This is a genomic window from Streptomyces sp. NBC_00057 (genome assembly GCF_045041165.1).
GTDB lineage: Bacteria > Actinomycetota > Actinomycetes > Streptomycetales > Streptomycetaceae > Streptomyces.
The window spans coordinates 806,709-832,446 of the sequence record NZ_CP108256.1 but is presented as its reverse complement, the minus strand read 5'-3'; the positions used below and the strand labels follow the sequence as shown (position 1 = coordinate 832,446).

Genomic DNA, 25,738 nt, shown 5'->3' with positions numbered 1-25,738 from the left:
CCCACCGGCGGCGGCCCGGGTCGCATCCCGCCGCCGCCCCACACAGCCCCACAACCGAGCAAACGGAGCACGTCATGGCACACGCCATTCGATTCCACGACACCGGTGGCCCCGAGGTCATGCGGTGGGAACAGGTCACCGTCGGCGACCCGGGCCCGGGCGAGGTAAGGATCCGGCACGTCGCCGTCGGACTCAACTTCGCCGACACCTATTTCCGCACCGGCCTGTACCCGGCTCCGCTGCCCGCGGGGCTCGGCGTGGAGGCCTCGGGTGTGATCGAGGCCGTGGGCGAGGGCGTGACACATGTTGCCGAGGGCGACCGTGTGACCTACACCGGCAGCCCGCTGGGTGCGTACAGCACGGAGCGGGTCATGCCCGCGGATTCACTGATCAAGCTGCCGGACGAGATCGGCTGCGAGACCGCCGCGGCGATGACCATGCGCGGACTCACCTCGGCGTACCTGCTGCGCCGGATCCACCCGCTGAAGTCCGGCGACACCGTGCTGCTCCACGCGGCGGCCGGCGGCGTCGGTCTGATCGTCTCCCAGTGGGCGAAGCTGCTCGGCATCACGGTGATCGGAACGGTCTCCAGCGAGGAGAAGGCCGAGGTCGCCCGCGCCCACGGCTGCGAGCACATCATCTACTACCGGCGCGAGAACGTGGCCGAGCGGGTGCGTGAGCTGACCGACGGCAAGGGTGTCCCGGTCGTCTTCGACAGTATCGGCAAGGACACCGTCGCCGGATCCATGGCCTCGCTGCAACGCCGCGGCCTGTTGGTGTGTTTCGGTACGGCCTCCGGAGTCCCGCCGCTCGACGCCATGCAACTGGCCATCCACGGCTCGCTGTTCGTGACCCGCCCCGCGCTGGCCGACTACATCGCCGAGCCGGCGGAGCGGGACGCCCTGGCCGGGGAGCTGTTCGGGCACGTCGCGGCCGGTCGCATCAAGATCGAGACCAATCAGCGCTACGCCCTCCAGGACGCGGTACAGGCCCATCGTGACCTGGAAGCGGGACGGACCACGGGGTCTTCCGTCTTCGTCCTCTGAGCTCGCCGTGCCCCGCACGTCACCCCCAGGAGTGAGCACATGCCCCAGACCGTCCGCCCGAAGGAAGACACGCCCGCCCTGGTGCAGCCGGGCGTCCTCCGTACCTCGATCAAGGTTGAGCCGCTGACCTGCACCATCGGCGCCGAACTGTCCGGTGTGAACCTCGGCGACGCCGCGCGCGACGGCGATCTGTTCGCCGAGATCAAGGCGCTGCTTCTGCAGTACAAGGTCCTGTTCCTGCGTGACCAGGACATCACGCGCGCCGAACACATCGCCTTCGCCGGGCGCTTCGGCCCGCTGGAGGACCATCCGGCGCTCGGCAGCGACCCCGACCACCCAGAGCTGGTCCGCATCTACAAGGATCTGGACAGCAAACCCGAGCACTACGAGAACGCGCTGCACTGCGACGCAACCTGGCGCGCGTGCCCGCCCATGGGCGCCGTGCTGCGCTGCGTGGAAACACCGGAAGTGGGTGGTGACACGGTCTGGGTCAACATGGCTGAGGCATACCGCAGGCTGCCCGAGCACATCAAGACGCAGATCGCGGGCTTGCGCGCACGGCACAGCATCGAGGCGACCTTCGGCGCCGTGATGCCGACGGAGCAACGTCACCAGTTGAAGGCCCGCTTCCCGGACCCGGAGCACCCGGTGGTGCGTGCCCACCCGGAGACCGGCGAGCAGATTCTCTTCGTCAACGCCTTCACCACGCACTTCGTCAACTACCACACGCCCGAGAACGTGCGCTTCGGCCAGGACTACGCGCCCGGAGCGAGCAGCCTCCTGAACTACCTGATCAGCCAGGCGGCCGTCCCCGAGTATCAGGTGCGCTGGCGCTGGCAGAAGAACAGCGTCGCCATCTGGGACAACCGCTCCACCCAGCATTACGCCGTCCAGGACTACTGGCCCGCCGTGCGCAAGATGGAGCGCGCGGGGATTGTCGGCGACAAACCTTTTTGAGCCCCGACCAGAGACGAAAAGGTGATGCCAATGGGACTGCACACTGCCGGCACAACGGTGCCGGGGACGTCTCCCGCCGCACCGGCTGTATCCCGTAGCTATGCCTGGCTGGTGTTCGCCCTCGGTTTTGGGCTTCTGCTGTCCGACTACATGTCGCGACAGGTCCTCAACGCGGTTTTCCCCCTGCTGAAAGCGGAATGGCTGCTCTCCGATGCCAAGTTGGGCTCTCTCAGCGGCATCGTGGCCCTGATGGTCGGTGTGCTCACCTTCCCCCTGTCGCTTCTGGCGGACCGCTGGGGCCGGGTCAAGATCTTGGTCATCGCCGCGACGGCGTGGAGCCTGGCGACCCTGGGCTGCGCCATCTCCGCGAGCTACGGCCAGATGTTCCTGGGCCGTTTCATGGTGGGCGTCGGAGAGGCGGCCTACGGGAGCGTCGGCATCGCGGTGGTCCTCAGCGTGTTCCCCATCGGTTTGCGGGCCACGCTCTCCGGGGCCTTCATGGCGGGAGGGGCGTTCGGATCCGTGCTGGGCGTGTCGGTCGGCGGTGTGATCGCCCAGGAGCACGGCTGGCGCTGGGCGTTCGGCGCGATGGGAATCTCCGGACTGGTCCTGGCCGCGGTCTACGGCCTCGTGGTCACCGAGAAGAGGCTGGGCCCGGCGTCCATCCGTAACAGCGACATGTCCGGCGAACGCGCCCCCATCCGGACCCAGCTGCCGCGGCTGTTCTCCTCGGTCTCCGTGGTCTGCGCCTACATCGGCAGCGGGCTGCAGATGTTCATCGCGATGGCCCTGCTCGCGTGGATACCCAGTTTCCTCAACCGGTACTACGACATGCCTCCCGCGAAGGCCGGCCTGGCCGCCGGGGTCTTCGCGCTGATCAGTGGCATTGGCATGATCCTCTGCGGGATCGTCGCGGACCGCCTCAGCCGGAAGGCCGCGGCCCGGAAGTGGAACGTTGCGATCGTCTGCGCTCTCGGGTCGTTCGTGCTGCTGATGGCGGGATTCCACCTGCCGGTCGGCCCGATGCAGCTCGTGCTGATCGCGGCCGGGACCCTGGTGGCCGGCGGCACCGCCGGTCCGGCGGCCGCCATGGTGGCCAATCTGACCCCCGCCGCCATTGCGGCGACGGCTTTCGCCACCCTCACCCTGGCCAACAGCCTGCTCGGGCTGGCCCCCGGGCCCGCGGTGACGGGCATGCTCGCGGACCACCTGGGCCTGCTCGGCGCACTGCAGGTGATCCCGCTCGTCGGGCTCGCGGGCAGCGTGGCCTTCGCCATCGGCAAGTTCTCCTACGAAAAAGATCTGCGCCGCCTGGGGCTGCTCCCCGACCTGGCGCTCAAGACCCCGGAGTTGCAGTCATGAGTCTCAGCGCACAGCCGACGGTCGTCATCGTCCCAGGACTGCGCGATCATGTGCCGGACCACTGGCAGACGGTCCTCGCCGACAAGATCGCCGACGCCCGAACCGTTCCCCCGCTGGAGAAGGACAGGCTGAGCCGCGACGCACAGGTCGCCGCGCTGGACGAGGTGCTGTCGGACATCTCCGGGCCCGTCGTACTGGTTGCCCACAGTGCCGGGGTGATGACCACCGTGCACTGGGCGCAACGACACCGGCGCCCCGTCAAGGGCGCACTGCTGGCGGCGCCGCCGGACTTCGACACGCCGCTGCCGGAGGGCTACCCCACCCTGGAAGCCCTGCGCGAAGGCGGCTGGACGCCGACGCCGCGGACACCCCTGCCCTTCCCCAGCATCGTCGCAGCGAGCACGAACGACCCCCTGGCCGCTGCCGATCGCGTCGCCGATCTCGCCCGGGCATGGGGGAGCCGCCTCGTGGACCTGGGCCCGGTCGGACACCTCAACCCTGCCTCCGGCTACGGCGAATGGCCCCGGGCGGAGGAGTTCGTCCGCGAGCTCGGCCGAGCCTCGTCCGACATGTCCGCCTGACCGGCGACGGCCTTGCCTCACGGCTCTCTCCTGCCCGCGCAGGGCAGGAGGGAGCCGCGTGCCGCCGAGCACCCCTCATTGCAGACATGTCGGTGCGTCCCGTAGGCGCTTCCCCCGGCCGGCCTCTGCGCACCGGTCTCCACCCGCACGACCCCGCCCCTGGAGGCGCTGATGAGCACCGATGCCGACCTGCTGTGGTCCCCCAGCCGCTCGACGGCCGAAAGTTCCAACATCGCCGGCTTCATGCGCTGGCTGAGCGAAACGCGGGGACTGTCCTTCTCCGACTACCCGGAGCTGTGGCGGTGGAGCACCACCGACGTGCCCGCCTTCTGGTCGGCCGTATGGGAGTTCTACGGCCTCGATGCCGTCAGCAGCTATGACGAGGTGCTGGCCGACGCGTCGATGCCCGGAGCCTCCTGGTTCAGGGGAGCGCGGATGAACTTCGCCGAGCAATGCTTCGCTCGTGCCACCGACGAGCGCCCGGCCTTGATCAGTGTCTCCGAAGGCGGCATTCCGGTGGAGACGTCGTGGCGGCAGCTCGGACGCGACGTCGCCGCTGTCGCCGCATCCCTTCGCGAGATGGGCGTGGGGCCTGGTGACCGCGTTGCCGGCTACCTCCCGAACACGTCGCATGCCGTGGTCGCGTTGCTGGCCAGTGCCGCTGTCGGTGCGGTGTGGACCGTGTGCTCGCCGGACTTCGGTACGTCCAGCGTGCTCGCGCGGCTGCGGCAGGCGCAGCCGACGGTTCTGGTGGCCGCCGACGGTTACTCCTACGGGGGGAAGGAATTCGACCGACGCCCGGCGGTCGCTGAGATCGCGGACGGGCTGCCCACGGTCCGGCATCTGATCGCGGTCGGCCACCTCTCCACGTCCTCAACCACATCACCATGGTCGCAGCGGCCTCAGCTGGAGCAGCACACGTGGTCCACGCTTCTCGACAACCAGGCCGAACTCACCTTCGCCGACGTCGCCTTCGACCACCCCCTGTGGATCTTGTGGTCATCGGGCACCACAGGCGTGCCGAAGGGCATCGTGCAGGGTCACGGCGGCATCGTCGTCGAGCTGCTCAAGGCCCTCGGTCTCGGCGTCGACCTGCGGAGCGACGACCGCTACTTCTTCCATACGTCCACCAGCTGGATGGTGTGGAACTTCATGGTCGGCGGTCTGCTGCACGGCGCCACGATCGTCCTGTACGACGGCAGCCCCACGTACTCCGACGTCAACGGTATCTGGAAGGTCGCCGAACAGACGCGCGCGACGATGGTCGGTGTGGGAGCGGCCTACCTGGTCGCCGCAGAGAAAGCGGATGCACACCCAGCAGCTGAGATCGATCTGAGCGCTCTGCGGTCCATCCTGCAGACCGGCTCATCGCTTCCCGGCAGCACGTGGCGCTGGGTTTACGACCGTCTCGCCCCCGACGCCTGGCTGCAGTCGATCTGTGGAGGGACAGATGTCTGCTCGGTCCTCGCGGGGGGCTCCCCGCTCCTGCCGGTGCGGGCCGGCCGGATCCAGTGTCCCGCGCTCGGCGTTGCCATCGCCGCCTGGGACGCCTCCGGACAGCCGCTTGTCGGGGTGCAGGGGGAGCTGGTGGTGACGGCACCGCTTCCCTCGATGCCGTTGCACTTCGTCAACGACCCGGAGAATCAGCGCTATCTGGCGAGTTACTTCGATGTCTATCCCGGAGTCTGGCGGCACGGCGATTGGGTCACGGTCGAACCGGACCTGTCGGTCGTGGTGGCGGGACGTTCGGATTCAACACTCAACCGTATGGGTGTGCGGATGGGGTCCGCCGACATCTACGCCGTTGTCGAGCAGCTTCCCCAGATCGCAGACAGTCTGGTCATCGGCGCCGAACTGCCGGACGGCCGGTACGTCATGCCGCTCTTCGTCGTCCTCGCCGAAGGGGAATCCGTTGACGACACACTTCGGAGTGCCATCGCGACGTCGATCAAACACACGCTCTCACCGCGGCACGTTCCGGACGTCATCGTTCCGATAGCTGCCGTGCCGCGCACCTTGACCGGGAAGAAGCTGGAGGTCCCCGTCAAGCGCATCATCCAGGGAGCCCGCGCCGCTGATGTGACCGCTGAGGGCGCCGTCACCCACCCCGAGATGCTGGCCTGGTTCGAGGGGTTCGCCACCAGGCTCCCTTCCGGACGCCGGCGCGGCCGCCAAGACGGTACATGATCTCCATGCCCCTTCCTGGGACAGACCGCGTCAGGGAGAGACGCACTCGCGCAGGGCACGGCCACCGCCGGATCCATCGCGGGCGAGGGCCGTCAACCCCCGGGGGTGGGCGGCGAACCGTCCTGGTTGAAGGTGACCGAGGTGACCGTGTCCGAGTTCGCCGTGTCCAGGAACAACTGGTACAGGTCCACGCCTTGGTACTGGCCGCCGGGTGCGCCACCGATGATCTCGACCAGCGCAAGATGCAGATGCGTCGCTGTGGGGGCGAACTCGTACACCTGACCGAGCACATCCCCGCGGGAGACCTGCGAACCGACGGTCAGCCCGTCCGGGACATTCGTGATGTGGGTGTAGAAGCCGCCCATCATGTCGTTGGGGGCGCGCATGAACAACTGGGCTCCGTAGACCTTGTTGGTGTCGGCCGAGGGGTCGTGCGGACTGTACTTGGTGATGTGGGCGTCGAAGGCGGCCAGGACCGTCGCGCCCGCGCCGGCGCCGAGGTCCATGCCGTACTGGATGTACCAGTCAGGAGACTGGTGGCCTCCCATGCCGGGGCCGCCCAGGCCACTCGCGAATTCGCTCGGGAACGGGTTCGACATGTCAATTGTGAATGCAGACACCTGTCTTGCTCCTTATGTGCGTGTCGCCGTACCGCTCTCATTTCAACTCCTGTTCCAGCCTCACGGCATTCGCGGTCGATGGCGATGGCAATCACTTTGCGGGAAGCCGTGGTTGTGGAATGTGAAACGAATCCGGCGGTCGCTGTTCGGAGCGCACGCGAGCCCTGCTTCGGGTGCGCCGCGGCGCAGCTCACTCGTGTGGCGTACAAACAGGATCGGCGTCATGATGGTCCTGGAAGCAGAGGATGACGCGCTTCGGTGCCGACGGCGGAACGCCCTCTCATAGTCAAGGACTGGCGGCCGAATCGCCTTTTTCCTGGCGTCCGGTCGCCCAACGCTCTTAACTGTTCGGAGGCCACCATGGCTTGGGCCAACGCACCCGACGTGGAACCCGGCGATGTCATCAGCATCCTCGGTGTCGATCACGTCTTCTACGAGGAAGCGATGCGCACGGGAGGCACCGCTTCCTGGAACAATCAGAACCCTGGGAACATCGTGCGCTCGGAAGAGGCCGAGAGTTACGGCGCCTACCCCGGCAAGCACAACGACATCTTCGCCGTCTTCCCCAGTGAGGAGGTCGGCTTCGAAGCCGTTCGCCGCTACCTGTCGGGACGCGGGGACAAGACGATCCTGCAGGTGATGCAGGCCTATGCCCCGGCCGGCCACGGCTCCAACGATCCCCAGGCGTACGCCCAGAGGATCGCCGACGCCCTGGGCGTGGGAACCGACACCACCCTGGCGGGACTGAACGACGGTCAACTCACCACGTTCGCTTCCGCGATCCAGCAGGTGGAGGGCTGGCGGCCCGGCCAGACGCATGGCCCCGACGATCTGCCGGATGACATGGCGCAATGGCTGACCGACCATCCGAGCCGCGCCGAACGGGAGGCTGCGGACCAGCCGTTCGCCCGGCAGGGCACCGTGGCGGAGGGCGTCAAGAACATTCAGCAGCGCCTGAACGACCTCGGCTGGGATCCTCCCCTCGTCGTCGACGGCAACTTCGGCCTGCACAGCGACGAGGCCGTGCGGTGGTTCCAGGCCAACAACGGCCTGGCGGCGGACGGCATGGTCGGCAACAAGACGTGGCTCCGGCTCATGGAACTCCCGGGCTGAGCGCACGGGAGAAGGACAGGAATGAGCGGCATGACAGCGACCGTTCTCGACGTCTGCTGCGTCCACGCGTCGACCGCCTCCGACGCATCCGCGAGCGAGGCGGTGGCCGGCCCGACCCAGCCGCTGGGGGTGACCGCGCCGGTCGACTTCGTCCAGAACCTGTCCCTGCGGGACCACGACGACGTGTGCAGTGAAGACCTGTTGGGCTCGATCCGCATCGAGGAGTCGGAACGTGGGGTGGGTCCCATCGCCAAGCCCGCCCCGTCGCCCGTCGAGGGTTCGGTCCACTACGTCGCCTACCGGATGGGCTAGACCATGGACGGCGCCTGGAAGTGCAATTACTGCGGCACCGTAGCGCCGCCCGACGCACAGCAGTGTTCTTGCTGCGGTGCCTGGATCCCGCCGTACGGCGAGGACGACGATCAGCGCCCACAACGGCCCCGGATCCCTCAGCCTCCACTGGTCCCGCCGCGTCGGTTCGAGGACGAGCCACCCCGGCACACGGACGGTCCCACACTCCCCGTCGGCACCCTCCAGGGCAAAGGGACGGTCGAGGGCGTGGCACGGAACGTGCAACTGCGCACCGAGGTGAGTGGGAATTCCAGCAACACCACCACGACGATCGTGTGCAACTTCTGCGTGGAGGTACGCAACCGTGAGGGCCGTCCGGTACGGCTGGTCCCCGTCGAGATGCGCGGCCACTCCTTCGAGGGCGCCGTCAGCGAAGGGGACTGGGTGCGCGCCCAGGGCCAGGTCAAACGCGGCACGCTGCGGGTCAAGCGGCTGCACAACCTGACGACCGGCGCCGAGGTCTCGACCCGGAGCACGCCCGTGGTCGTGATCGTTGTTGCCGTGCTGCTCTTCGCCGGGTGGATGGTGTACGTCATCGGGTTCGCAGGGCGCTGACGCCGTCGCAGCGCACGCTGCCTACCGGCGATGGGGAAAGGGCACTCGGAGATCCACCAGCTGGAATTCGTCGCCACCCTGCGGGTCGACGAACGCGAGGGGGGCGTAGTGGTAGGGGACGCCATGCGGGCGGCGCCGCAGCGGCTGTCCCTGGCGGCCACGGGGCCATTCGATGTCGCTGGTGAGCACCCTGGCCGGGATGAGCCAGTAGTCGCCCCTTCGGTAGACGCGGGGCGATTCCTGGCTCGGTTCGAACCAGATCTCGACGCCGTCCTCGATCCGCAGCCACTCCCCTTCCCGTACGGGAAGGCCCAATTCACCCCCCGCGTATCCGCCCTCCCGGCCGCTCGTGTCGTGATCCCAGCGGCGCAGGAACGGACGATGTGCTGCCACCCGGCCGACGTTCGGCTGGTACGGATCGTCTGCGGGGTCGCCGTCCAGCTCGACCCGATACCCGGCGTAGTCGATCCCTGTGACGGTGTACAGCCGGCTGCAGTCCTCGTCGTACCGGTCCGACGCCCCGCGACACACCGTGGCGTCGTCGACGAGTTCCACCACGTCGCCCGTGTCCACGCCGAGCTTGTCGTCCCGGCCCAGCGTCTCCAGCTCGACCGAGACACCGGAGACGGCCCGGACGGGCAGGACCACGGAGCCGTTCTCCCGGGACCACTTGAACGTCGCCGTCTCCGCGGTACCGCCCCGGTGCACCTCCACCCGGTACAACTGGTTCTCGGGGCCCCGGTAACCGGAGGACGGGGGCAGCTCACTGGGCGAGGCGTTCTCCTCGGGGCGCCGGGTCTGTGCGGCGAGCAGGCAGCGGGGCTCGAAGTCCTGGCGGATACGGTCCCGCAGGAAGCGTGAGGCATTGCGCATGTCGGGCACGAACGAACCGGGGGCCAGCGGGAGCCGGCACACCTGCCAGACCACACGGGAGCGTGCGGTCGTGTCCGGGGCGTTCGGGCCGAGGGCCACCTCGCGGATCCAGGGTGCCTCCCACGCGGTGACCAGGCGCTCCCAGACCCGCAGGTATACCAGGAAGGGCCCGGGGGGCAGCAGGTCGCTCTCGCGCTCGGGGTCGAGGTGGCCGTCGGGCTGCTCCCAGTAGTCGATGCCGTCGCACTCGCACAGAATGCCGTCGACGTACATGCGTCCCGCGGTCACGGTGAACGTCTGTCCGTCGAATCCGTCGACCCCGAATCCGCCGATGCCGTCCTCCTCGGGCGGGTACGCGGCGGGCCCCAGGAGGTCGGCGGCCAGAGTCCGCACGTAGTGCAGGAGGATCGCCGTCTGCTCGTTGATCTCGGCATCGAGCTGGACACGGCCCTGCTGGGACAGCACGGCGGAGAAACGCCGAGCGGGATCGAAGATGACGCGGGAGAAGTCGCCGTGCATGGGTGTGCTTCCTGCCTGGGCCGAGGGCCGACGGTGAGGGGGTGGGGGGTGGGGGCGGGGGAGTCTTGCGCGGGGGCTCAGGTGACGAAGAAGAGTCCCGTGTCACATCCGGCAGGTGTGTACTCGGTCAGCCGGGTGCGGAGGTTGTCCTCCCGCTGCGGCTGGAAGAGGTGGTGCAGCGCGCCGGGTTCCGAGCCGTTGTCGCCGCCGCGGCGGATCTCCTCGGCGCAGCGGTCGGCCAGCCGGACGTAGTCGGGGGAGCCGTACCGGGTGGATGCGAAGTGCGGCACCACCCGCGCCCGGTCACCGGAGTGGTCGGGTTCGCAGTGGAACCGGGGTGGCGTGGGGGACTCCTGAGGCAGCCAGCAGAACCGCACGGAGCCCTGGTCGCGCCGGTCGATGCTCACCTCTCCGTACAGCAGGCAGTTCTCCAGCAGTTCCACGGCCCGGGCGCGTACGGATCCGATGACGGTGGTGCGCCGGGCCGTGAGCAGGACGTCTGCGTGGCCGTCGTCCGGGCCGCCGAGCGCCGACGCCTCGCGTAGCGTCGCGTCCAGCACGCTGTCGCACAGTTCGACACGATTGGGCTCCGTCGCGTCGTGGCGCGCGACCACCAGGATGGCGCCGAGGACGCTGTGGTGGACCTCGGTTCGGACCGGGCTGTCGGAGATGTCCAGGCTGGGTGCTCCGGGCGCCAGGGGCGTGCCCCGGGCCTCGAGTTCCCAGCCCGGTACGAACGTGCAGTGCCGGACGACGAGACGGTCCACGCCGCCCCGCACCTGTACGCTGCCGCCCGTCACCACAAGCCCGTCGAGGACGATCCGAGCCGTGACCTCGGAGCGGCACCCGCTTGCGGTACCGGTGATCGTCAGGGCGCGCGGCCGGTCGCCGCGGCGTCGGCCGGTCAGCCGGATGACAGGGCGGACACCGTCCGCGGCGCGCAGGGTGAGGCGGTCTCCCGGGTCGAGGCGGATGTCGGTCAGATCCTCGTACACCTCGTTGGCGATGATCTCCACGACCGCCTCCGCCTTGCCCGGGTGCCCCCGCTTCTCCTCGCGCCAGCGCCCGAGCGCGTCGGCGATGCTGTGGTGGTCCTCGCCGGGGCCCACCCGGTAACGCTCCGCCGCGCCGGCCGTCGCGGGTTCGGGACGGGGGTACTCGCCGCCGCCGAGGTCGCCTGAGAAGGCGTGGTGGTACGTCACTCGGACGTCGTGCGCGGGGGCGGTGCCTGGCGGGAGCACGAGGCGGCCGAGGACGGGGTCGACGGCGACCTGACCGGCATCGGGGCGGTACCGCCAGTCGGAGAGGTCCGCGGCGACGATCCGCCCCAGGGGCACCACGGAGTCCTCGGCGTCGGGGCCGGTCCACACGCACAGGCTCTTGCCGGGCCCGTAGTAGTCGTAGAGCCGTTCCGCCAGGGCCCGGCGGCCGATGGGTTCCGGTACGTTCGTCTCGTCCGCGACGTGGTAGCTCGACGGTTCGGGCACCGGGGCGGTGAACAGGGGCGTGTCGATGGCGAGCACGTTGAAGGTGTAGCAGGCTCGGTCGCGGTCCAGGCAGTATGCGGGGGCTCGTGTCACGGAGTACGTGCGCAGCCGCCACAGGTGCAGGCCGACGGACTGGATGCCGTACCGGCCGGGGCGGCGGGTGGAGCCGGCGCGCGGTACCTCCACGGTGCGGGCCAGCTCATCGAACGGGCCGCCCAGACGGTCCAGGGTCCCGGCGCGGCGCACGTCCACCAGTCCGCCGCGCGCCGACCTGCGGCGCGCGTCGTGGCCGTCGGAGGTGTAGCGGCGTACGGGCTGGGTGACGCAGAGCAGACGGCGGTACTCGACGACCCGGGCGGGCCACCCGGCCACGTTCGACGCGAGGTCCTCCAGCAGCGCGAGGGTGCCCTTGCGGCGCCGGTTGACGACGGTGTCGGCGACGTCCCGCCGGGGAACGGCGGCGGCGGGCAGCCCGACGGCCCGGGAGGTGTCGTCGGACAGGGCGGCGGCGAACCCGGGCAGGATCTCGTACCCGACGAGGTCGCCGATGTAGGGAACCACCCAGTCGTCGCAGGTTTCGATGAACCAGTTGTCATAGAGCCGCTCGATGTCCTCCTCTACGACGGCGGCCTGCTCGGCGACGATCGTGAGCAGCGCGCGCAGCGGGCCGCCCTGTTCCGCGTCGCGTCTGCGGTGTACGGCGGGCAGCAGCGAGTACAGCTCGTCGGGGGTCATGGAATCCTCCGCAGGATCAGGGTCCCGGGCACGGCCGGGTCCAACAGGACCAGCTGGGCGGGGCGCAGGACCAGGCGCGGCGCGGCCGCGGCGGCCCGCTCCCTCGGGCCCTCGGCGGCCCCGCGGTCGAGCAGGACCGTCGGGGCCTGCGAGGCATCGACGGCGGTGGCCGGCTCCGGTGGCCGGGTCCCCGCTGTGCCGTCGGAGAGCGAGGGGGCCCGCACCGTGCGCAGGCCGGCGGGCAGCGCGGGGACGCAGGAGACCACGGAGGGATGTTCGGCGAACCGTACGACGTCGTCTGCGTCGGCGCTCTCGGATACGCCCCCGAAGGCGTCCACATGAACGAAGTCGACGCCGGGAACCGCGTGCGCGGCGGCGACGACGGCGCTCCGGTACACGGGCTGGCCCAGGTACGCACCCGAGAAGCCCAGGCGGTCGGCCAGCGCCTCGCGCACCCGCCGTTCCACCTTCTCCGGAAGCTGACCGGGGACCGTTCGGACTCCGAGCACGAGCACCAGCCGTACGCGGTCGCAGGGTTCGACCCGCACGGGCATGGTGGGGTCGCCGTACTGGCGCAGTGCCGTGCCCAGCGCGGCCAGGAGGGGTGAGGAGGGGTCCAGCGGAGCGTCGTCGGCGGCAGCGACGGTGACGTGCAGGACCGGGCGGTTCCCGTCCAGGCAGCGGCTTGCCACGGCCTTGCCGACGCCCGCGAAGGCGCGGGCGAAGGACTGGTAGTCGCGCACCGACACGAGCCGGTCGAAGGCGGCCAGCCGCAGGGGGATCGCCTGGCGCATCTCCGCCGGGCCGTCGGCGTCGGCTCCGCCACTCGCGGCCAGCGGGTTGGTGACACCGCTGACGCCGAGCGGCCTGCTCACGACCTGGCTGATCCGCCCGGCCGCGACGTTGCCGGCGCGTCCGCCGCCGATGCGGTAGCGGGCGGTGACGTTCTCCGTGCCGGAGGGCAGGCGGGCGCCGTGCCGACCGTCGCCGAACTCCACCGCCGCCCTTGTGCCGGCGCCCGCGCGCAGCCGGAACACCTGGGCGGCCGGGCCCGCCCGGCCCAGGTCGGCGGTCCGCCGCCACGCCACGCCGTCGACGCGGACGGTGAGTGCCTCCTCACCGCCGTCGGTGGTCGCGGACGGCAGCCAGACGAGCGGAGCCTGCCGCAAGGGCAGCACTTGGCCCGCACGGGAGGCGTCACCGCTGCCGAGGACCTCGGGCACGGTCTCGCCCGCGGTCGCCGGGACGACGTTGCCGTGGACGACGACCGTGTCCCGCCGGTAGCGGTGCGTGAGCGGGCAGGTCAGCAGCAGCGTCGTACGCACCCGGTCGTCGAAGGACGTCCCGTCGAAGGCATGGCGTACGCCCGCGAGGACGACGAGTTCGCAGCCCTGGACACCCGGGCCGCGACCGGTGTCCACCCCGTCCCAGGGCACGACGTCCGTGCGCTCCCCCGAGACGACGAGCAGCCGTCCGGGAGCCAGTCCCTCGAACGTTCCGTCCAGGGGGATCGTGTCGCCCGCCACCTCTGTGGGGTCCGGCGAAGCGGCGAGAACGAGCGGCGCGCCCGCTGCCCACACGGTGGTGGCCCGCCGGACGGCCATGTCCTCGCAGTCCTCGGTCCACGGCCCGGCGAGGTTCAGCCGCGTCACGCGCACGGCATCCTGGTCGTTGGCGACGGACAACTGCCCGGCCTCGGTGACCCGGACGACGCGGGTTCGCGCGCGGCCCGCCACCCGCACCGCGATCCAGCTGCCGGGCTGGATCTCCTCGTGCACCGCGTCCAGCAGCAGAACGTCGCTCGCGAGCGGGCCGCCTCCCTCCGCCCGGGACGGTGCCGCCGCACGCAGCAGCCGTTTCACACGGGTGTCGTCGGGGATGGAGGAGCCCAGTGGGGTGGCGGTGACGCGGAAATGCCCCAGGCCCGGCGCGGTGGCCGGGGGGCAGACGGCGGACAGCGCCGCATAGAGTGACGCGGTGAGGCCGGGCCGGTTTCCCGCCAGCAGGCGGGGCAGGGCATCGGATCCGGCGCCCAGGGCGTCGGTGACCGAGAGCGGTGACCGTGCCGGCTGTTCGCCCTGGCCGAGCGCGTGCACCAGCGGATCGACCGCGTGCAGGACCCGGCCGCCGGGGCTTGTGAGGTCCCGCAGCAGCGCGGGCCCACCGGCCGACGCCGCCCGTTCGGGCTCCTCGCCAAGGCGCCGGACCGCATCCTGGACGGTCGCGAGCCGTACGGCGGCCCGCTCGGCCAGCGCATCGGCGTCCACGCCCCCGCCGATGTCGGAGAGGCGCTCGCGCAGTTGGCGCAGTCTGCGGTCGAGCCGGGCCGCGAACGTGTCCGGGTCGCGCAGGTCCGCGGCGCGCTGCTGTACCTCCCGCAGCAGCGCCAGCAGGTCCTCGAACGGGCCCCCGGACGGCGCTCGGTGGGCGGCTTCCTCCATGTCCTCCCGCAGCGCGTCTACCGCGTTGACCAGCTGCCGGGGAGGGTCCGGCACTCTCAGCCGCACGGTGGTCCGCCCTCGTGCGGGGTCGCGCTCCACGCCCTCCACCACGCGCGTGAGGTTCAGGCGGGCGTCGGGATAGGTGAACAGCAGACGGTCACCGGGGCGCAGCGTGTGCTGGACCCCGTCGACGTCGACGGCGGGGATGCGGGTCGCGGCGTCGGCCGTGAGGGCGGTCGGGCGGGTGGTGCGCACGGGCAGCCGGTTCCATTCCGCCCTGGCGGCGAGATCCTTGGCGGTCTCGAAGACGAGGGGCACAGCGCCCGGTTCGGGCTCGCTCCTGACCTGCGAGCCGGCCGGTACGAGGCAGGAGGTCCCGGCGTCCAGGGTGTAGGCGAGGTGGGTGGCGGCCGCGAGCGCGGGGCGCGGCCGGTGGCCGACCAGCCGCCCGAGCCGGACCAGAGACTCGTGCTCGGTCGCGGTGCGCAGGAATCCCTCGTTGGCAGTGCGCTCCTGATAGAAGGTCAGCACGTCGGCGATGACGGCCCAGGCGTCGAGCAGGGCGATCGACGGGTCGTCCGGCTCCCGTGTGGTCAGCCGTGCCGGGGGCGACTTGTCGCCGGCCGCGGGCAGCCGGGCCAGCATCGCGTCGAGGAACTGCCGGTGGCTGCCCACGCGGTAGGACAGCGCGGGCAGACCGGGCCGGTTCCACACGGGTGCCGGCCCCTGCGGGCCGGAGAAGAAGTCGGTCATCGTCCTCCTCGCAGACGCAGGGTCAGCCATCCGTTCTCGGGGTGGGTGACGTCGCCGTCGAGCCGCGGGATCTCCAGCGGGCGCATTCTCAACTCCCCGGAGGGCGGCACGTCCGGGCCCTCGACCCCCGGGCCGGAGGCGGGCCACCTGCGCAGCCGGGTGACCTCGGCGTGCCGCACTTCGGGAACCCCCATGCACAGGGCCACCAGAGCACTGGCCCGCACCGGGGTGCCGAAGGTCAGTGCCGCCGGGTCGAAGAACCCCGCCTTGCCGCCGGGCCGGCGTGCGGGCAGGAAGCGGCGCATCAGGGCCTCACGCACATGGGCGGTGACGTAGTGCGGGTCGACGAGCACGTTCAGGGCCACGTCGAGCGGCACCAGCAGGGCGGGGTGAGTGACGACATCGTGGCCGATGCGCCGGTAGCGGTGCATCGCGGAGCGCACTTCCTGCAGCAGCCGCGGCGACGGCACGGAGGTGCCGGCCGGGTCGAGGGCCACGTCGGCCTCGTACCAGCTGCCGGTCCAGCGCAGGGAGGCGGCGGCGCGCTGCACGCCGGGGTGGTTCCCGGCGAGGGTGGCATAGTCCTCGGCGGTAACGGCGCGCAGGAGCGTGCGGAAGGGGGCATGGGGGGCGGCCAGCCGCACCTCGGCCACCGGCTCGGGATCGGTGCCGCCGGTCGCCGGCACCGGGTTGCGCACCCGCGTGATGCCGACCAGATCTTCGTCGCGGTGGGCGATCCGGTTGACGGCCTCGCTGCCCGCGTTGCCCGAGCGGCCGTTGCCCACGCGGTAGACGGCGTGCAGCCTGGTTCCCGGCTGCGGCGCCTGTCCGCACCGGTCGTCGCCGAAGCGGAGGGTGAGCACGCCCTCGTCGTCGGTCTCGCCCACCAGATGGCGGTCGCGGGGGCCGCTTTCCAGGAGGTCCCGGCGAGGGATCCATCGCACGCCGGCGCCCGCCGCCTCCACCAGGTGCAGCGCGGGCAGCGCCTCGCGAGGGTCGGGGCGCAGGGCGCTGCTCGCCGGGCCGTGCAGGGCGGGATTGTCGCTGCCCAGCTCGTGCGCGGCTTCGTCGCCCCATGTGTGCCTGAGTTCCCAGCCTGTGTCCGCAGGGTCGAGCACGTATCCGGACCGGGCACGCCGTGCGAGCGTCTCGAGGCGGCGCAGTCGGGCTTCGAGGAACTCGTCGAAGCGGGCGAGGAGTCGAGCGACGGTGTCCTGGAGATCGGCGGAGAGGTCGTCGAGGAGGGACGCCCCGAACAGCTCTGCGAGGAAGTCGCGTTCGTGCCGACTCTGCGCGGTCACCCCTTGGTGGAGATCGCGCAGGCGGTCGCGTGCCCGGGTCCCGAGGTCCATGAGCTGCCGTGCCTGTGCCGCGCCCAGGTCGGCCGGGCGGGGGTGCGGCGGGGACCAGGTGACGGGGGTGCCGCGCAGTGTCGCCGTGAAGGGCCGGGCGGGCGTGGCGGTGTGCGCCCCGGTCGTCGCCCCCGGCACCTCGATGATCTCGTCGGCGTCACCACCGGGCAGCCAGGTGTTCTCCAGGCCGTGCTCGACGAGGAGGGCGTTGCCGCGGGCCACGACGGTCGCGCTCGGCCGCCCGTCGGGTCCGCGTGGGTTGCGCACGCACAGCGGGAAGGCGAGGGAGTCCTCGTCGGCCCAGGCGATCTTCAGGACCGGAGTACCGGTATGTGCGTCGAAGTCCCGAGTTGCGCGGGTGAGCCGGACGGCCTGCCGGTGGCCGGGGTCGGGCGCGCTGTCGACGGGGCCCGCCATCTCCTCCAGGACGAGCAGGTCGCCGGGCGCGAAGTGCAGTGCGCGATGTTCGCCGTCCCCGTCGAGGAGGGCGGCCCGGGTGGTGCCGGCGGGCAGCCAGAACGTGTCCTGCCCCCAGGCCCACAGAGGTACGCTGTTGTGCTCGGGACGCAGCCACATCCTGCCTTGATCCAGCGGCTGGTAGACGGGATGCGGGCCCGCGGTGAGGGCCTCACGTGACATCACCGGGCCGCTCGCCTGCGGGAGTTCGTCTCCCGGCAGAGCCGTGAACGCCAGGTCGCCGGTCCGCACGGTCCGTTTCGCGTCGGTCTCCACGCAGACGACGGTGCGGGCCGCACAGCCGTCGTGCATCGTGTATCCGACGAGGCGTGCGTGGCGTCGCACCGAGGTACGCAGCCGTGCGGTGTCCAGGTACGCCTCGGTGGCCACGGCGTCCTGCTGATAGCTGAGCCGGTCCCCGATGTGGGCCAGGAGCTCCACCAGGGTGACCCAGAGGTCGGGCGCGTGCCGCTCGGTCCACTGCGGCAGGGTGAGTGCCAGCCGCTCCAGCAGCAGGCGGCGGAAGCTGGCGTAGTCCTTGGCCAGGTAGTCGATCGCCGGTGCGGTACGGGCGGGCGGCCCGCTCGCGGGGGCCGGTGCGGTGGCGGTCGCGTCGTGCGGAGGGTGGCGGAGGGTGGGATGGAAGGTGAAGTGGGCCTGGTCGTGGCCGCCGTGGAAGCCCCGCCCCAGCACCCGCAGCCGGTAGGCGGAGTCGTCGCCCGGCCGGTCCAGGGTCAGCCGGAGCCGGGTCGCCGTGCCGCCGTCCGTTTCCCCGACAGTGTCGCGGGTGACCCGCAGGACGCGGATGCCGACGATCCGCCGTCCGCCCTCGATCACGAAACTGTGGCGGTCCACGCACGGCGGGAGCACGCCGAAGAACGTCACGGTCAGTGTCCGCCGGTCCGCGTGCGCCCGCACGTCCTCGATACCGGCCGGTCTTCTCTCACGCAGGCCCTCGTCAGGGCCGTCCAGCACGGTCATGAAGGGACACCCCCGCTCACCGTGACGGCGTGGTTCTCCCCGGTGGCCGTGAGGAGGTAGGCGACATGCACCCGCAGCGTCGCCTCTTCCGCCGTCACAGTGAGGGACTCCACCGTGAGCAGGTCGCCGAGCCAGCGTTGCAGGGCAGCCTGGGCGGTCATCTCCAGGGTCGCGGCGAGTTCGGGGCTGTTTCCGGCGAAGACCATGTCGAGGAGGTTGCACCCGAAGTCGGGCCGGTTGACCCGTTCTCCCGGGCTGGTGAAGAGAACCAGTTCGACCATGTCCCGGACATGGCTGACGTGGTCGACCGACGCCGTGCAGCCGCGGGCGTCGACACGGTAGGGGAAGCCGATGTCCATCGCGGTCACATTCCCCGGACTCTTGGCTGCACAGCCTGCACCATCGGGGGGTTGGGCGGCGGCGTACCCACGCCGATCGCCGGGGCGAGGCTGACGGGCGGGGTCGGCTGGAGGAGGACGGGCAGGCCTCCTACGAGCACCCGGGTGGAGGTGTGCAGCCAGGTGACGCTTGTGCAGGGCGGCGCCCCCGGCACGGTGGCCGGGAAGCCACAGCCGGCCACGAGGAAAACATCGGCGCTGGTGGCGACCGGGTCGGCCCCGACCCGGACACGCTGCTGGACCGGCGCGGGGATGGTCACGAGGCCGGGCGGGTGGGCGCACATCATCAGGGCGCCGTAGTGAAGCAGCAGTCCGGGCATGGGTTCCTCACAGCACTGTCAGCGCATCGCGGTTGACGCGGACCTCGGGTCCGGAGAGTCGGATGGTGGCGAGTTCAGACCCGCAGGAGATCTCGATCGACGTCTCGTCGATCTTGATGAACGGGCCTTCCTCGCCGTGCAGTTGTAGCTTGATCCCGCCGTTGGGGCCCGGCACGTCGCTGATGACCAGGGCGTTTCCGGAAGGCGTGGCCAGGACGATCTGCGGGACGCCCGGCCGTGCGGACTTGGCGGCCGACGGTACGTCCTGCGGTCCGCCCCGCCGGAATCCGACGCACACCGCCCGCTCGGGGTCCCCGTCGAGGAACTGCACCCATACGCCGGAGTCCGGCGGCGGCACCATGTACATGCCGCAGTCCGAGCCGGCCAGCGGGGTGGGCGACGCGACCCACACGTGGGCGTCGCCCAGGACCTCGGGGACGCGCACCTTGAGCTTGCCGACGCGGGTCAGGTCCTCGGCGGAGACGACGACACCCTCGTACATGCCGTGCCACTGTCTCGCCTGTTCTGTTGTCATGCGGTCACCGCCTGGGTGTCGGCGCCGAGCCCGTCGCGGACCAGCGTGAAGTGCTGCTTGTAGGTGTTCCGGGTGAGCGCGTGGGTCACACCGGCCACGAAGAAGCGCCCGTCGTACGCCCGTCCCGCCCCCCGCACGCCCACCAGGCCGTGGACGCTGAGGACATGGCCATAGCGCAGCACGTCGACGGTGCCACGGCCCGTGAGCGGGTCGGCGGCGACCTCGCGACCGAGTCCGGCCAGCAGGGTCCGGGTCAGGGAGCGGCCGGTCTGCCCGCTGAGCGGGTCGGCGCGCAGGGCCCGGGCGGGGCTTGCCGCCAGGCTTTCGCGCAGCAGGCGTGTCTCGGGCGCGGTGACCTCGGAGGCGGTCGTCGACGGGGGTTCGAGCCGCAGGGTGCTGTAATCGGCCGCGGCCAACCCGTCGAAGGAGAAGATCAGTTCGTCGACGTTGTCGGCCGCGCCGCAGCCCGTGGTGAGGGCCGGCTGCAGGGCTCCGGCGCGGTTCTGTGGCCCCCAGTAGGCGGTGCTGACCCCTGGGGCGGGGCCGGGTTCGATGTGAAAGACGTGCCCGACGTCCGCGGCCATCGAGCGCAGGTAGGCGAGATCGGTCGCCGACTGGACCGGAATGTCGATCACCGGATTCGGTTGGTCGGTGTGGACCGGGGCCACGGCTCGCGGTGTGATGCCGTACTGCGCGTACGCGGCGCAGACCGTGCTCGCCCGCAGGTGCGGGGGCAGCCCCGGGTACGCGCGCCGGACGTGGCGCAGGTCCATGAGCAGGGAGAGGTCCTCGCCGGTGACGACGAGGAACGACGAGCCGGGAGCCCGGCCCGCGTGCATCTCCTGCTGCGTGATTACTCCGTCCATGAGTACGTGACACCGGCCCGCCAGGACCACGGCGACCACGACCCGCTTCTTCGCGTAGAGCGCCCCGTCCGGCATGACGGCTCCGGCCAGCTGCGAGCGGGCGCTGACGGCGAAGGTCAGCTGGAAGCCGCTGGTGATACCGCTGGCGGTGGTGATCCGCACGCTGTGCAGGGCGTCGACCAGCACCGCCGGGGCCGGAGCGGGCACGACGTCCCCGACGAGCAGCATGAGGTGCAGGCTGTGGGTCATCACCGCGCCGGTTCGCCCGCGACGACCGCCGCCGACGCCTCGGCGGGCAGGGTGATGCGCAGCCGTCGGCCGGGCGCGGCGGTCAAGTCGTCCGGGCGCATGGCCCGGTTGGCATCGGCGATCCGCCACGACTGTTCGGGATCGCCGTACCGCCGGGCCGCGATCCGGTCGAGCCGGTCCCCGGCGGCGACGACGTGCTCGCCGACGGCCATCAGTTCCTCGGGCCGCGGCAGGAAGCGGCGTCGCAGATGGCTGACGGTCCTGCCGTCCGCGAGGGTGTACATCGTCGTGGGGACTGCGTGGTACCTGCTGCTGGGCTCGAACATGGCTGACTCCTCCGGCCTGGTGGTACACGGTTCAACCGCCTGCGTAGCCGATAGCTTCGGGGCCGTATCCGACGAGTGACGCGAAGCGTTCCCTGCCCTGCAGGTACTGCAGGTAGAGGCCGCCGGCCTTGTGGCTGAAACCGACGTCGTCGACGGTGAGGATCCGCACCGTCAGCCTCACCTGCGCCCTGATCGGATTCAGCTCCCCGTCGTACGCCTCCTCCGTCACGTCGAGGTCCAGCATCCGCACGGGCAGGACCCGGTGCGGCCCGAGTACCAGCACGGGCAGCGCGGCCTGCGCGGGAGCGATTTCCAGGATGCCCCTGGCGGACAGGTCGTTCTGCTGGGTCAGTTGCGCACCGGTGGGACTGACGGCCGTCTCCAGCGCGGACAGCATCCCGAACAGCCCGGATCCGGCGGGTGGTGCCGGGCCGGCCGCCGAGGCCACCTGGTCCGTGGCGTCGAACTCCGCGTCGATCCGGAACGTCTCCCGGGGCGGCCCCTGCAACCGCAGCGCCTCCAGCCGGTCGCCGGCGTCGGCCCCGATGCCCCGCGGCTGGAGCGTACGGGCGATGCTGTCGGGGTTGTACTGGAATGGCACGACCCGCAGGGCACGTCCCTGCTCGGGGTCGAGGAAGACGAAGCCGCCCCGCCGCGGCGCAGGTCTGGTCATGATGTGCGGTCACCTGCCTTCGGTCGTGGCCCTGCCGTCTCCCCGGTACCCAGCGCCCGGTGGACGGCACGGGCGATGTGCCGGCCGAGTGCCGCGGCGCCGGAGTCCGCCGGTACGGCCGGACGGCCGGCCCGGTCACGGCTGCCGTCGGCGGGCGAGAGGCCGAGCAGTACGGCGAGTTCCGCCTCGATGGCCGCGCACAGCGCGGCCCGCGACGGCCTGGTGGTCGAGTCCAGCACCAGCCGGCGGATGCGCAGTTCGACACGGGTGGTCGTCATGTGATCACCACCGCCGCCCCGGCGTCGAACCGCTCGGCGCCCACGTCGGCCAACGGGCTGTCCACTCCGTCGACGCGCAGCCGCAGCGGATACCGGCCCGGCGTGCCCGCTGCCAGCCGGAACCGCAGGGTGCGGGTCGCCCGCGCGAAGGGCTCGGCGGGCACGGGCAGATCCCCCACGACCAGTTCGGCCTGCTGACCGGGGTGAACGGCGGGGACGCAGTCCACCGACAGCAGCACAGCCCCGTTCCCCTTCCGTGCGGCGGTCAACGGCAGCGCGCTGGTGATGCGCGGAGCGACATGGAGGGCCCGGGGCCCAGTGGTCCGTTCGCTGCCGTCGACAGCGGTGAGGACGACGACCACGGACCAGCGGCCCGCGCCGTGGTCCTCGCCCAGGGTGGCCCGCACCGTGGCGTCCCCGTTGGCACGGGCCGGCAGCACGACCGGCCTCCCGAGCAACGGGTGGGTCAGGCGTACGCTCGGCGCTCCCGCCCGCAGGCCGCTGCCGCTGAGCACGATGTCGGCGCCCGGCACGGCGACGGGTGGCAGAACGGCATGCAGGACCGGCCACGGTTCGGCCGTCGTCGCCGTGGCCTCGGGCCCGAGCCCGGCTTCGCCGCGCCGCAGGACGGGCAGGGGCGCCCGGCCGGGCACCGAGCTGTCGATGAGCACGACCCGCGCCTCGTAGGGCACCGACAACCGGTAGCCGTGACCCAGGGCCGCCCACAGGCAGTACATCTCTTCGGCCGTCATCACCGCCGGGGTGACCCTCACCGGCTCCTGCTGCAGATGCAGATCACTGAAGTCCGCGGCAGCCCTGAGGGCGTCGGCGCGCAGTTCCGGCCGGTCGTGCAGGGCCGACATCGCCGCGCCGAGCAGCCGCTCGGGGACGGTGGAGTCCTCAGCGGGTGGCGCGTACCCGGTGAACAGGTAGTGCAGGACGAGCGGAAGCGCCGGGTAGCGGGTCTCACCGGGGTGCGTCCCCGGGGGGTCGGTGTTGCGCCGAGCGGCGTCGACGGTGGTGCGGTACAGGAAGACGTTGAGCGTGGGCGCCGTGCCTTCCTCATCGGCAGCGGCTGCGCCACCGGGGTGCCGCACCGTCACCACCGCACCGGGCACCGCCCGCTGGATGGCTTCCTGCAGCACGGCCCGCAGTGTCTCCGTCACCGCGGCAAGGGCCAGGGCATCACTCACGACCGTCTCCCGAGGTACTCCTCGAGACTCAGCCGCGACCGCCGCTGAGGAGCCGGGGCGTCGTCGGCGGGCCGGGAAGCCGTGGTGTGGACGACCAGACGATCGATGGTGACGCGTACGACGGTTTCCGCGGGGGGCTCCGTTGCGGTCGACACCTCTGGTGCCGGCCACGCCGGTGGTGCGGTGGGGCGGGCCGGGGCCGGCCGGGAGGCGAGGACGGGCCGGCCGGCAGCCGGCCTTGTGGTACGGACAGGCAGCGCCGGGTCGAGTGGAGGGTTCGAGGGGGAACTCGAAAGGAAGTTCGCCTGCGCCGCGTCCGGGACGGCGACCGATCCGGACGCGGGCTGGAGAGGGGACGGTGACGGTTCGGCGAGGCCCGACGACGAGGCGGGCCCGGTCGGCGCTGGTGCGAACGGGACGGACAACGCTTCGACCGCCGGGGCCGGTTCGCCCGGCGCCGGACCGTCACTGACCGCGGGGACGCCCGCACCTGACCGTGCCTGCGGATGCCGCCCGGGCAGTGGCGTGCACGGTGCGGGTTCACCGGAGGCTTGTGGCCGATGAACCGGGAACGACGGGGAATTCGCAGGGTACCGTTCGGCCGCCCGCGTACGGTTCTCAGCCGAGGGTGCCGGGCCGACCGGCGCAGGACCGTCACCGACCACGGCACCTGCACCGGACCGCTGCGGCTCCCGCGCGAGCGGGGACACGGCCGACTCATCGGATACCCCGACCCCTTGAACCGTACGACTACACGGCTCAACCGGCGGTACACCAGCGGCCTGCGCGCGACGGTCGACCTCCTGGGCGTCCGCATGAAGCGCGGCCTCCGACTTCGGCCCCGTTGGCACGGTCGGCAAGGTCGGCGCGATCGGCTCACCGAGCGACTCGGCCGGAGAGGCGGGAACGGGCGCGGACCAACCGGCAACGCCGTCGTCTTTCGCCCGGTTGGGCGAAGCGCGGAGGCCGGTGTGGTGCTCGGCCGGACGTGCCGGACCGAGCGGTGCCGTCGAGACCGGTTGTACGTCCTCCCCCTCGATGGGGGAGGGGCCGTGCGGGAACTCCGTGAACCCCGTCGGTGCCGGGTTCCCCGACGTCGGCGCTCCCGGACCGGGCGGAGGCGTGAGCGCCTCCTCCTGAACAGCGGGCGCGTAGGCCGGACTGCGACCACCCGGCAAGCGCGTCACACCCGGGTCGAACACGTTCGGCGCCAGCGGCCGAAGCCGCGGCCCAGGTCCCCCGAGCAGCCGCTCCACGAAGTCGCTCATCCGGTGCTCGCCTCCAGATAGAAGTGTCGACGTGTCGGGCTGATCGACAGCACATCGGCCTCCGACCAGCCGTAGGCCCGTGCCAGGGCGTGGACCTCATGCAGGAGCCTGTGTGCGTAGCCGGACACGTCGGTCCACAGGTGGTCGGCGATGTCGAGGGCTGCCTCCCAACAGTGCCTGCACTGCGGGCAGTTCAGGGTGAGCACGGTGTCGGCTCCCGGGTCGAGGTCCGGGAGCCGCCGGGCCACCTGCTCGAGGACCTCGTCGGGCAGGTCGTCGGCCGGCGGGCTGACGTCCACGACGCACCGGCGCAGCAGGGCCTGGCGTGCCCGGGGCGCGGCGGGATCGACGTCCCGGACATCCCGGCCGGTCAGGGCGCGGTACGTGACTGTCATGCCGTATGCCGTCAGCGTCCCCGTAGCAGGCACGGCACCGCCTTCACCGGTGCTGCCGCCCGCCGCACAAGGGCGCAACTCCCCGGCGGCCACGGTGACGTCGAGGTTGTCGCCGCACGCCGGGCAGTCGGCCGTGCAGGGCAACGCGTCGCCGAAGGCGCCGCAACGCATTTCCAGCAGAAGGGAGTTGACGGCGCTGAGGGGTAGGTCCGCGACGTTCTGACCGGCTGGGGCCGCCACCGAGGCAAGCAGGAGGGAGCGGGCCGCCGGTGTGCTGCCGAGGCCGTCCTCCCACACCTCGAGGACGTTCGCCTCCGTCAGTCGATGCGGCATGCCGTCACCCGGCGGTGTCGGTGAACTGCGGCTCCTGCGGCGGGTTGGTGTGTTCCCGCACCCAGCCGTGGTGCTCCAGCTTGATGTGCTCGAAGGCGACGGCATTCGATCCGGCGTCGAGTTCGGGAAGGCCCTGGTACTCCGAGACCCAGCAGTCGTGGACGGAGTAGGACAGCACCTGCTGGTTGCCCTCGTCGAAGACGTCGATGATGAGGTCCCGCCGGAAGTCCTTCAGGGAGGTCTCGAGCCCGCCCGCCGAGTTCTTCAGGCTCCAGACCCTGTTGGCCCATTCCTCGAAGGCCGTGTCGACGGTGCATCCGCGTTCCAGGGTAATGGCCTCGTACTCGGTGCGGCCTGGGAGTTTGCGGCTGGTGCCGGGGTCTCCGCCGTCGCGGTGCCGGATGACCTCGGTCGTGCGCTTGAGTCCGCTGACCCTGCTGATTCCGGCGATGTAGGCGGTCGCCCCGCTGAACTTCACCCGGAAGCGGAAGTTCTTGAAGGGGTCCCGGCGCGTGACTTCCGGCATCGGTCGTCC

General features: G+C 71.3%; 23 protein-coding genes. 8 read left to right on the top strand and 15 right to left on the bottom strand.

What is annotated here, in order from left to right; translation table 11 throughout:
* The first annotated feature begins 74 nt into the window (after window positions 1–74).
* From OG953_RS04175 to OG953_RS04155, 5 genes are all read left to right on the top strand, one after another.
* On the top strand, window positions 75–1,046 hold the full coding sequence (locus OG953_RS04175; protein WP_405682569.1) for a quinone oxidoreductase family protein: 972 nt from the start codon (window positions 75–77) through the stop codon (window positions 1,044–1,046).
* Window positions 1,047–1,085: 39 nt separating this feature from the next.
* Window positions 1,086–2,003 (top strand): TauD/TfdA dioxygenase family protein, encoded by a 918-nt coding sequence (locus tag OG953_RS04170; protein ID WP_405682568.1) that lies wholly within the window; start codon window positions 1,086–1,088, stop codon window positions 2,001–2,003.
* Window positions 2,004–2,033: 30 nt separating this feature from the next.
* The gene (locus OG953_RS04165; protein ID WP_405682566.1) at window positions 2,034–3,365 is read left to right on the top strand and encodes an MFS transporter; all 1,332 of its coding nucleotides are present in this window, start codon (window positions 2,034–2,036) and stop codon (window positions 3,363–3,365) included.
* Complete coding sequence (locus OG953_RS04160) at window positions 3,362–3,946, top strand: RBBP9/YdeN family alpha/beta hydrolase (protein WP_405682565.1); 585 nt, start codon at window positions 3,362–3,364, stop codon at window positions 3,944–3,946. Before OG953_RS04165 ends, OG953_RS04160 begins: the two co-directional genes overlap by 4 nt.
* A 171-nt stretch (window positions 3,947–4,117) precedes the next feature.
* Window positions 4,118–6,133, top strand: coding sequence for an acetoacetate--CoA ligase (locus OG953_RS04155; protein WP_405682564.1), 2,016 nt, complete (start codon window positions 4,118–4,120; stop codon window positions 6,131–6,133).
* A 92-nt stretch (window positions 6,134–6,225) separates the two neighbouring features.
* Here OG953_RS04155 and OG953_RS04150 read toward each other — a convergent pair whose 3' ends face one another.
* The gene (locus tag OG953_RS04150; RefSeq protein WP_405682563.1) at window positions 6,226–6,753 is read right to left on the bottom strand and encodes a peptidoglycan DD-metalloendopeptidase family protein; all 528 of its coding nucleotides are present in this window, start codon (window positions 6,751–6,753) and stop codon (window positions 6,226–6,228) included.
* Window positions 6,754–7,113: 360 nt separating this feature from the next.
* Here OG953_RS04150 and OG953_RS04145 point away from each other — a divergent pair, with 360 nt between their 5' ends.
* The 3 genes from OG953_RS04145 to OG953_RS04135 all read left to right on the top strand — a co-directional run bounded on the left by OG953_RS04145 (window position 7,114) and on the right by OG953_RS04135 (window position 8,772).
* Window positions 7,114–7,866 (top strand): peptidoglycan-binding protein, encoded by a 753-nt coding sequence (locus tag OG953_RS04145; RefSeq protein ID WP_405682562.1) that lies wholly within the window; start codon window positions 7,114–7,116, stop codon window positions 7,864–7,866.
* Between the two features lie 30 nt (window positions 7,867–7,896).
* Window positions 7,897–8,178 (top strand): hypothetical protein, encoded by a 282-nt coding sequence (locus tag OG953_RS04140; protein WP_405682561.1) that lies wholly within the window; start codon window positions 7,897–7,899, stop codon window positions 8,176–8,178.
* A gap of 246 nt (window positions 8,179–8,424) precedes the next feature.
* Window positions 8,425–8,772, top strand: coding sequence for a hypothetical protein (locus tag OG953_RS04135; RefSeq protein WP_405682560.1), 348 nt, complete (start codon window positions 8,425–8,427; stop codon window positions 8,770–8,772).
* A 21-nt stretch (window positions 8,773–8,793) separates the two neighbouring features.
* Here the strand turns inward: OG953_RS04135 and OG953_RS04130 are convergent, their stop codons facing one another.
* The 14 genes from OG953_RS04130 to OG953_RS04065 all read right to left on the bottom strand — a co-directional run bounded on the left by OG953_RS04130 (window position 8,794) and on the right by OG953_RS04065 (window position 25,729).
* Complete coding sequence (locus OG953_RS04130) at window positions 8,794–10,164, bottom strand: DUF6519 domain-containing protein (RefSeq protein WP_405682559.1); 1,371 nt, start codon at window positions 10,162–10,164, stop codon at window positions 8,794–8,796.
* A 77-nt stretch (window positions 10,165–10,241) separates the two neighbouring features.
* Window positions 10,242–12,386, bottom strand: a complete 2,145-nt coding sequence (locus OG953_RS04125; RefSeq protein WP_405682558.1) for a hypothetical protein — start codon at window positions 12,384–12,386, stop codon at window positions 10,242–10,244.
* A complete protein-coding gene (locus tag OG953_RS04120; protein WP_405682557.1) occupies window positions 12,383–15,580 on the bottom strand; it encodes a putative baseplate assembly protein in 3,198 nt (1,065 codons plus the stop codon). The genes OG953_RS04125 and OG953_RS04120 overlap by 4 nt, the downstream gene beginning before the upstream one ends.
* Window positions 15,577–18,369, bottom strand: coding sequence for a putative baseplate assembly protein (locus tag OG953_RS04115; RefSeq protein WP_405682556.1), 2,793 nt, complete (start codon window positions 18,367–18,369; stop codon window positions 15,577–15,579). Before OG953_RS04115 ends, OG953_RS04120 begins: the two co-directional genes overlap by 4 nt.
* On the bottom strand, window positions 18,366–18,728 hold the full coding sequence (locus OG953_RS04110) for a GPW/gp25 family protein (RefSeq protein ID WP_114248745.1): 363 nt from the start codon (window positions 18,726–18,728) through the stop codon (window positions 18,366–18,368). The genes OG953_RS04115 and OG953_RS04110 overlap by 4 nt, the downstream gene beginning before the upstream one ends.
* A 5-nt stretch (window positions 18,729–18,733) precedes the next feature.
* Window positions 18,734–19,087, bottom strand: coding sequence for a hypothetical protein (locus OG953_RS04105; RefSeq protein WP_405682554.1), 354 nt, complete (start codon window positions 19,085–19,087; stop codon window positions 18,734–18,736).
* A gap of 7 nt (window positions 19,088–19,094) precedes the next feature.
* Window positions 19,095–19,622, bottom strand: a complete 528-nt coding sequence (locus OG953_RS04100) for a phage baseplate assembly protein V (protein ID WP_405682552.1) — start codon at window positions 19,620–19,622, stop codon at window positions 19,095–19,097.
* Complete coding sequence (locus tag OG953_RS04095; RefSeq protein ID WP_405682551.1) at window positions 19,619–20,737, bottom strand: hypothetical protein; 1,119 nt, start codon at window positions 20,735–20,737, stop codon at window positions 19,619–19,621. The genes OG953_RS04100 and OG953_RS04095 overlap by 4 nt, the downstream gene beginning before the upstream one ends.
* Window positions 20,737–21,063 carry a LysM peptidoglycan-binding domain-containing protein gene (locus OG953_RS04090; protein ID WP_405682550.1) on the bottom strand — a complete coding sequence of 109 codons (327 nt, stop codon included), beginning with the start codon at window positions 21,061–21,063 and terminating at the stop codon, window positions 20,737–20,739. The genes OG953_RS04095 and OG953_RS04090 overlap by 1 nt, the downstream gene beginning before the upstream one ends.
* A gap of 31 nt (window positions 21,064–21,094) precedes the next feature.
* Window positions 21,095–21,736: a hypothetical protein gene (locus OG953_RS04085; protein ID WP_405682549.1), complete on the bottom strand. Its 642-nt coding sequence runs from the start codon at window positions 21,734–21,736 to the stop codon at window positions 21,095–21,097.
* Window positions 21,733–22,014 carry a hypothetical protein gene (locus OG953_RS04080; RefSeq protein ID WP_405682547.1) on the bottom strand — a complete coding sequence of 94 codons (282 nt, stop codon included), beginning with the start codon at window positions 22,012–22,014 and terminating at the stop codon, window positions 21,733–21,735. Before OG953_RS04080 ends, OG953_RS04085 begins: the two co-directional genes overlap by 4 nt.
* The gene (locus tag OG953_RS04075; RefSeq protein WP_405682546.1) at window positions 22,011–23,207 is read right to left on the bottom strand and encodes a DUF4255 domain-containing protein; all 1,197 of its coding nucleotides are present in this window, start codon (window positions 23,205–23,207) and stop codon (window positions 22,011–22,013) included. Before OG953_RS04075 ends, OG953_RS04080 begins: the two co-directional genes overlap by 4 nt.
* Before the next feature lie 1,264 nt (window positions 23,208–24,471).
* On the bottom strand, window positions 24,472–25,203 hold the full coding sequence (locus OG953_RS04070) for a hypothetical protein (RefSeq protein WP_405682544.1): 732 nt from the start codon (window positions 25,201–25,203) through the stop codon (window positions 24,472–24,474).
* Window positions 25,204–25,207: 4 nt separating this feature from the next.
* Complete coding sequence (locus tag OG953_RS04065) at window positions 25,208–25,729, bottom strand: phage tail protein (RefSeq protein WP_405682543.1); 522 nt, start codon at window positions 25,727–25,729, stop codon at window positions 25,208–25,210.
* Between the last annotated feature and the right edge of the window lie 9 nt (window positions 25,730–25,738).

Bases quoted from the DNA above. Each gene is read 5' to 3' on its own strand.
- OG953_RS04160 (WP_405682565.1), top strand. From the start codon at position 3,362: ATGAGTCTCAGCGCACAGCCGACGGTCGTCATCGTCCCAGGACTGCGC.
- OG953_RS04090 (WP_405682550.1), bottom strand. From the start codon at position 21,063: ATGTTCGAGCCCAGCAGCAGGTACCACGCAGTCCCCACGACGATGTAC.
- OG953_RS04175 (WP_405682569.1), top strand. From the start codon at position 75: ATGGCACACGCCATTCGATTCCACGACACCGGTGGCCCCGAGGTCATG.
- OG953_RS04100 (WP_405682552.1), bottom strand. From the start codon at position 19,622: ATGACAACAGAACAGGCGAGACAGTGGCACGGCATGTACGAGGGTGTC.
- OG953_RS04115 (WP_405682556.1), bottom strand. From the start codon at position 18,369: ATGACCGTGCTGGACGGCCCTGACGAGGGCCTGCGTGAGAGAAGACCG.
- OG953_RS04110 (WP_114248745.1), bottom strand. From the start codon at position 18,728: ATGGACATCGGCTTCCCCTACCGTGTCGACGCCCGCGGCTGCACGGCG.
- OG953_RS04085 (WP_405682549.1), bottom strand. From the start codon at position 21,736: ATGACCAGACCTGCGCCGCGGCGGGGCGGCTTCGTCTTCCTCGACCCC.
- OG953_RS04065 (WP_405682543.1), bottom strand. From the start codon at position 25,729: ATGCCGGAAGTCACGCGCCGGGACCCCTTCAAGAACTTCCGCTTCCGG.
- OG953_RS04080 (WP_405682547.1), bottom strand. From the start codon at position 22,014: ATGACGACCACCCGTGTCGAACTGCGCATCCGCCGGCTGGTGCTGGAC.
- OG953_RS04165 (WP_405682566.1), top strand. From the start codon at position 2,034: ATGGGACTGCACACTGCCGGCACAACGGTGCCGGGGACGTCTCCCGCC.
- OG953_RS04130 (WP_405682559.1), bottom strand. From the start codon at position 10,164: ATGCACGGCGACTTCTCCCGCGTCATCTTCGATCCCGCTCGGCGTTTC.
- OG953_RS04070 (WP_405682544.1), bottom strand. From the start codon at position 25,203: ATGCCGCATCGACTGACGGAGGCGAACGTCCTCGAGGTGTGGGAGGAC.
- OG953_RS04140 (WP_405682561.1), top strand. From the start codon at position 7,897: ATGACAGCGACCGTTCTCGACGTCTGCTGCGTCCACGCGTCGACCGCC.
- OG953_RS04155 (WP_405682564.1), top strand. From the start codon at position 4,118: ATGAGCACCGATGCCGACCTGCTGTGGTCCCCCAGCCGCTCGACGGCC.
- OG953_RS04170 (WP_405682568.1), top strand. From the start codon at position 1,086: ATGCCCCAGACCGTCCGCCCGAAGGAAGACACGCCCGCCCTGGTGCAG.
- OG953_RS04120 (WP_405682557.1), bottom strand. From the start codon at position 15,580: ATGACCGACTTCTTCTCCGGCCCGCAGGGGCCGGCACCCGTGTGGAAC.
- OG953_RS04125 (WP_405682558.1), bottom strand. From the start codon at position 12,386: ATGACCCCCGACGAGCTGTACTCGCTGCTGCCCGCCGTACACCGCAGA.
- OG953_RS04095 (WP_405682551.1), bottom strand. From the start codon at position 20,737: ATGACCCACAGCCTGCACCTCATGCTGCTCGTCGGGGACGTCGTGCCC.
- OG953_RS04145 (WP_405682562.1), top strand. From the start codon at position 7,114: ATGGCTTGGGCCAACGCACCCGACGTGGAACCCGGCGATGTCATCAGC.
- OG953_RS04105 (WP_405682554.1), bottom strand. From the start codon at position 19,087: ATGCCCGGACTGCTGCTTCACTACGGCGCCCTGATGATGTGCGCCCAC.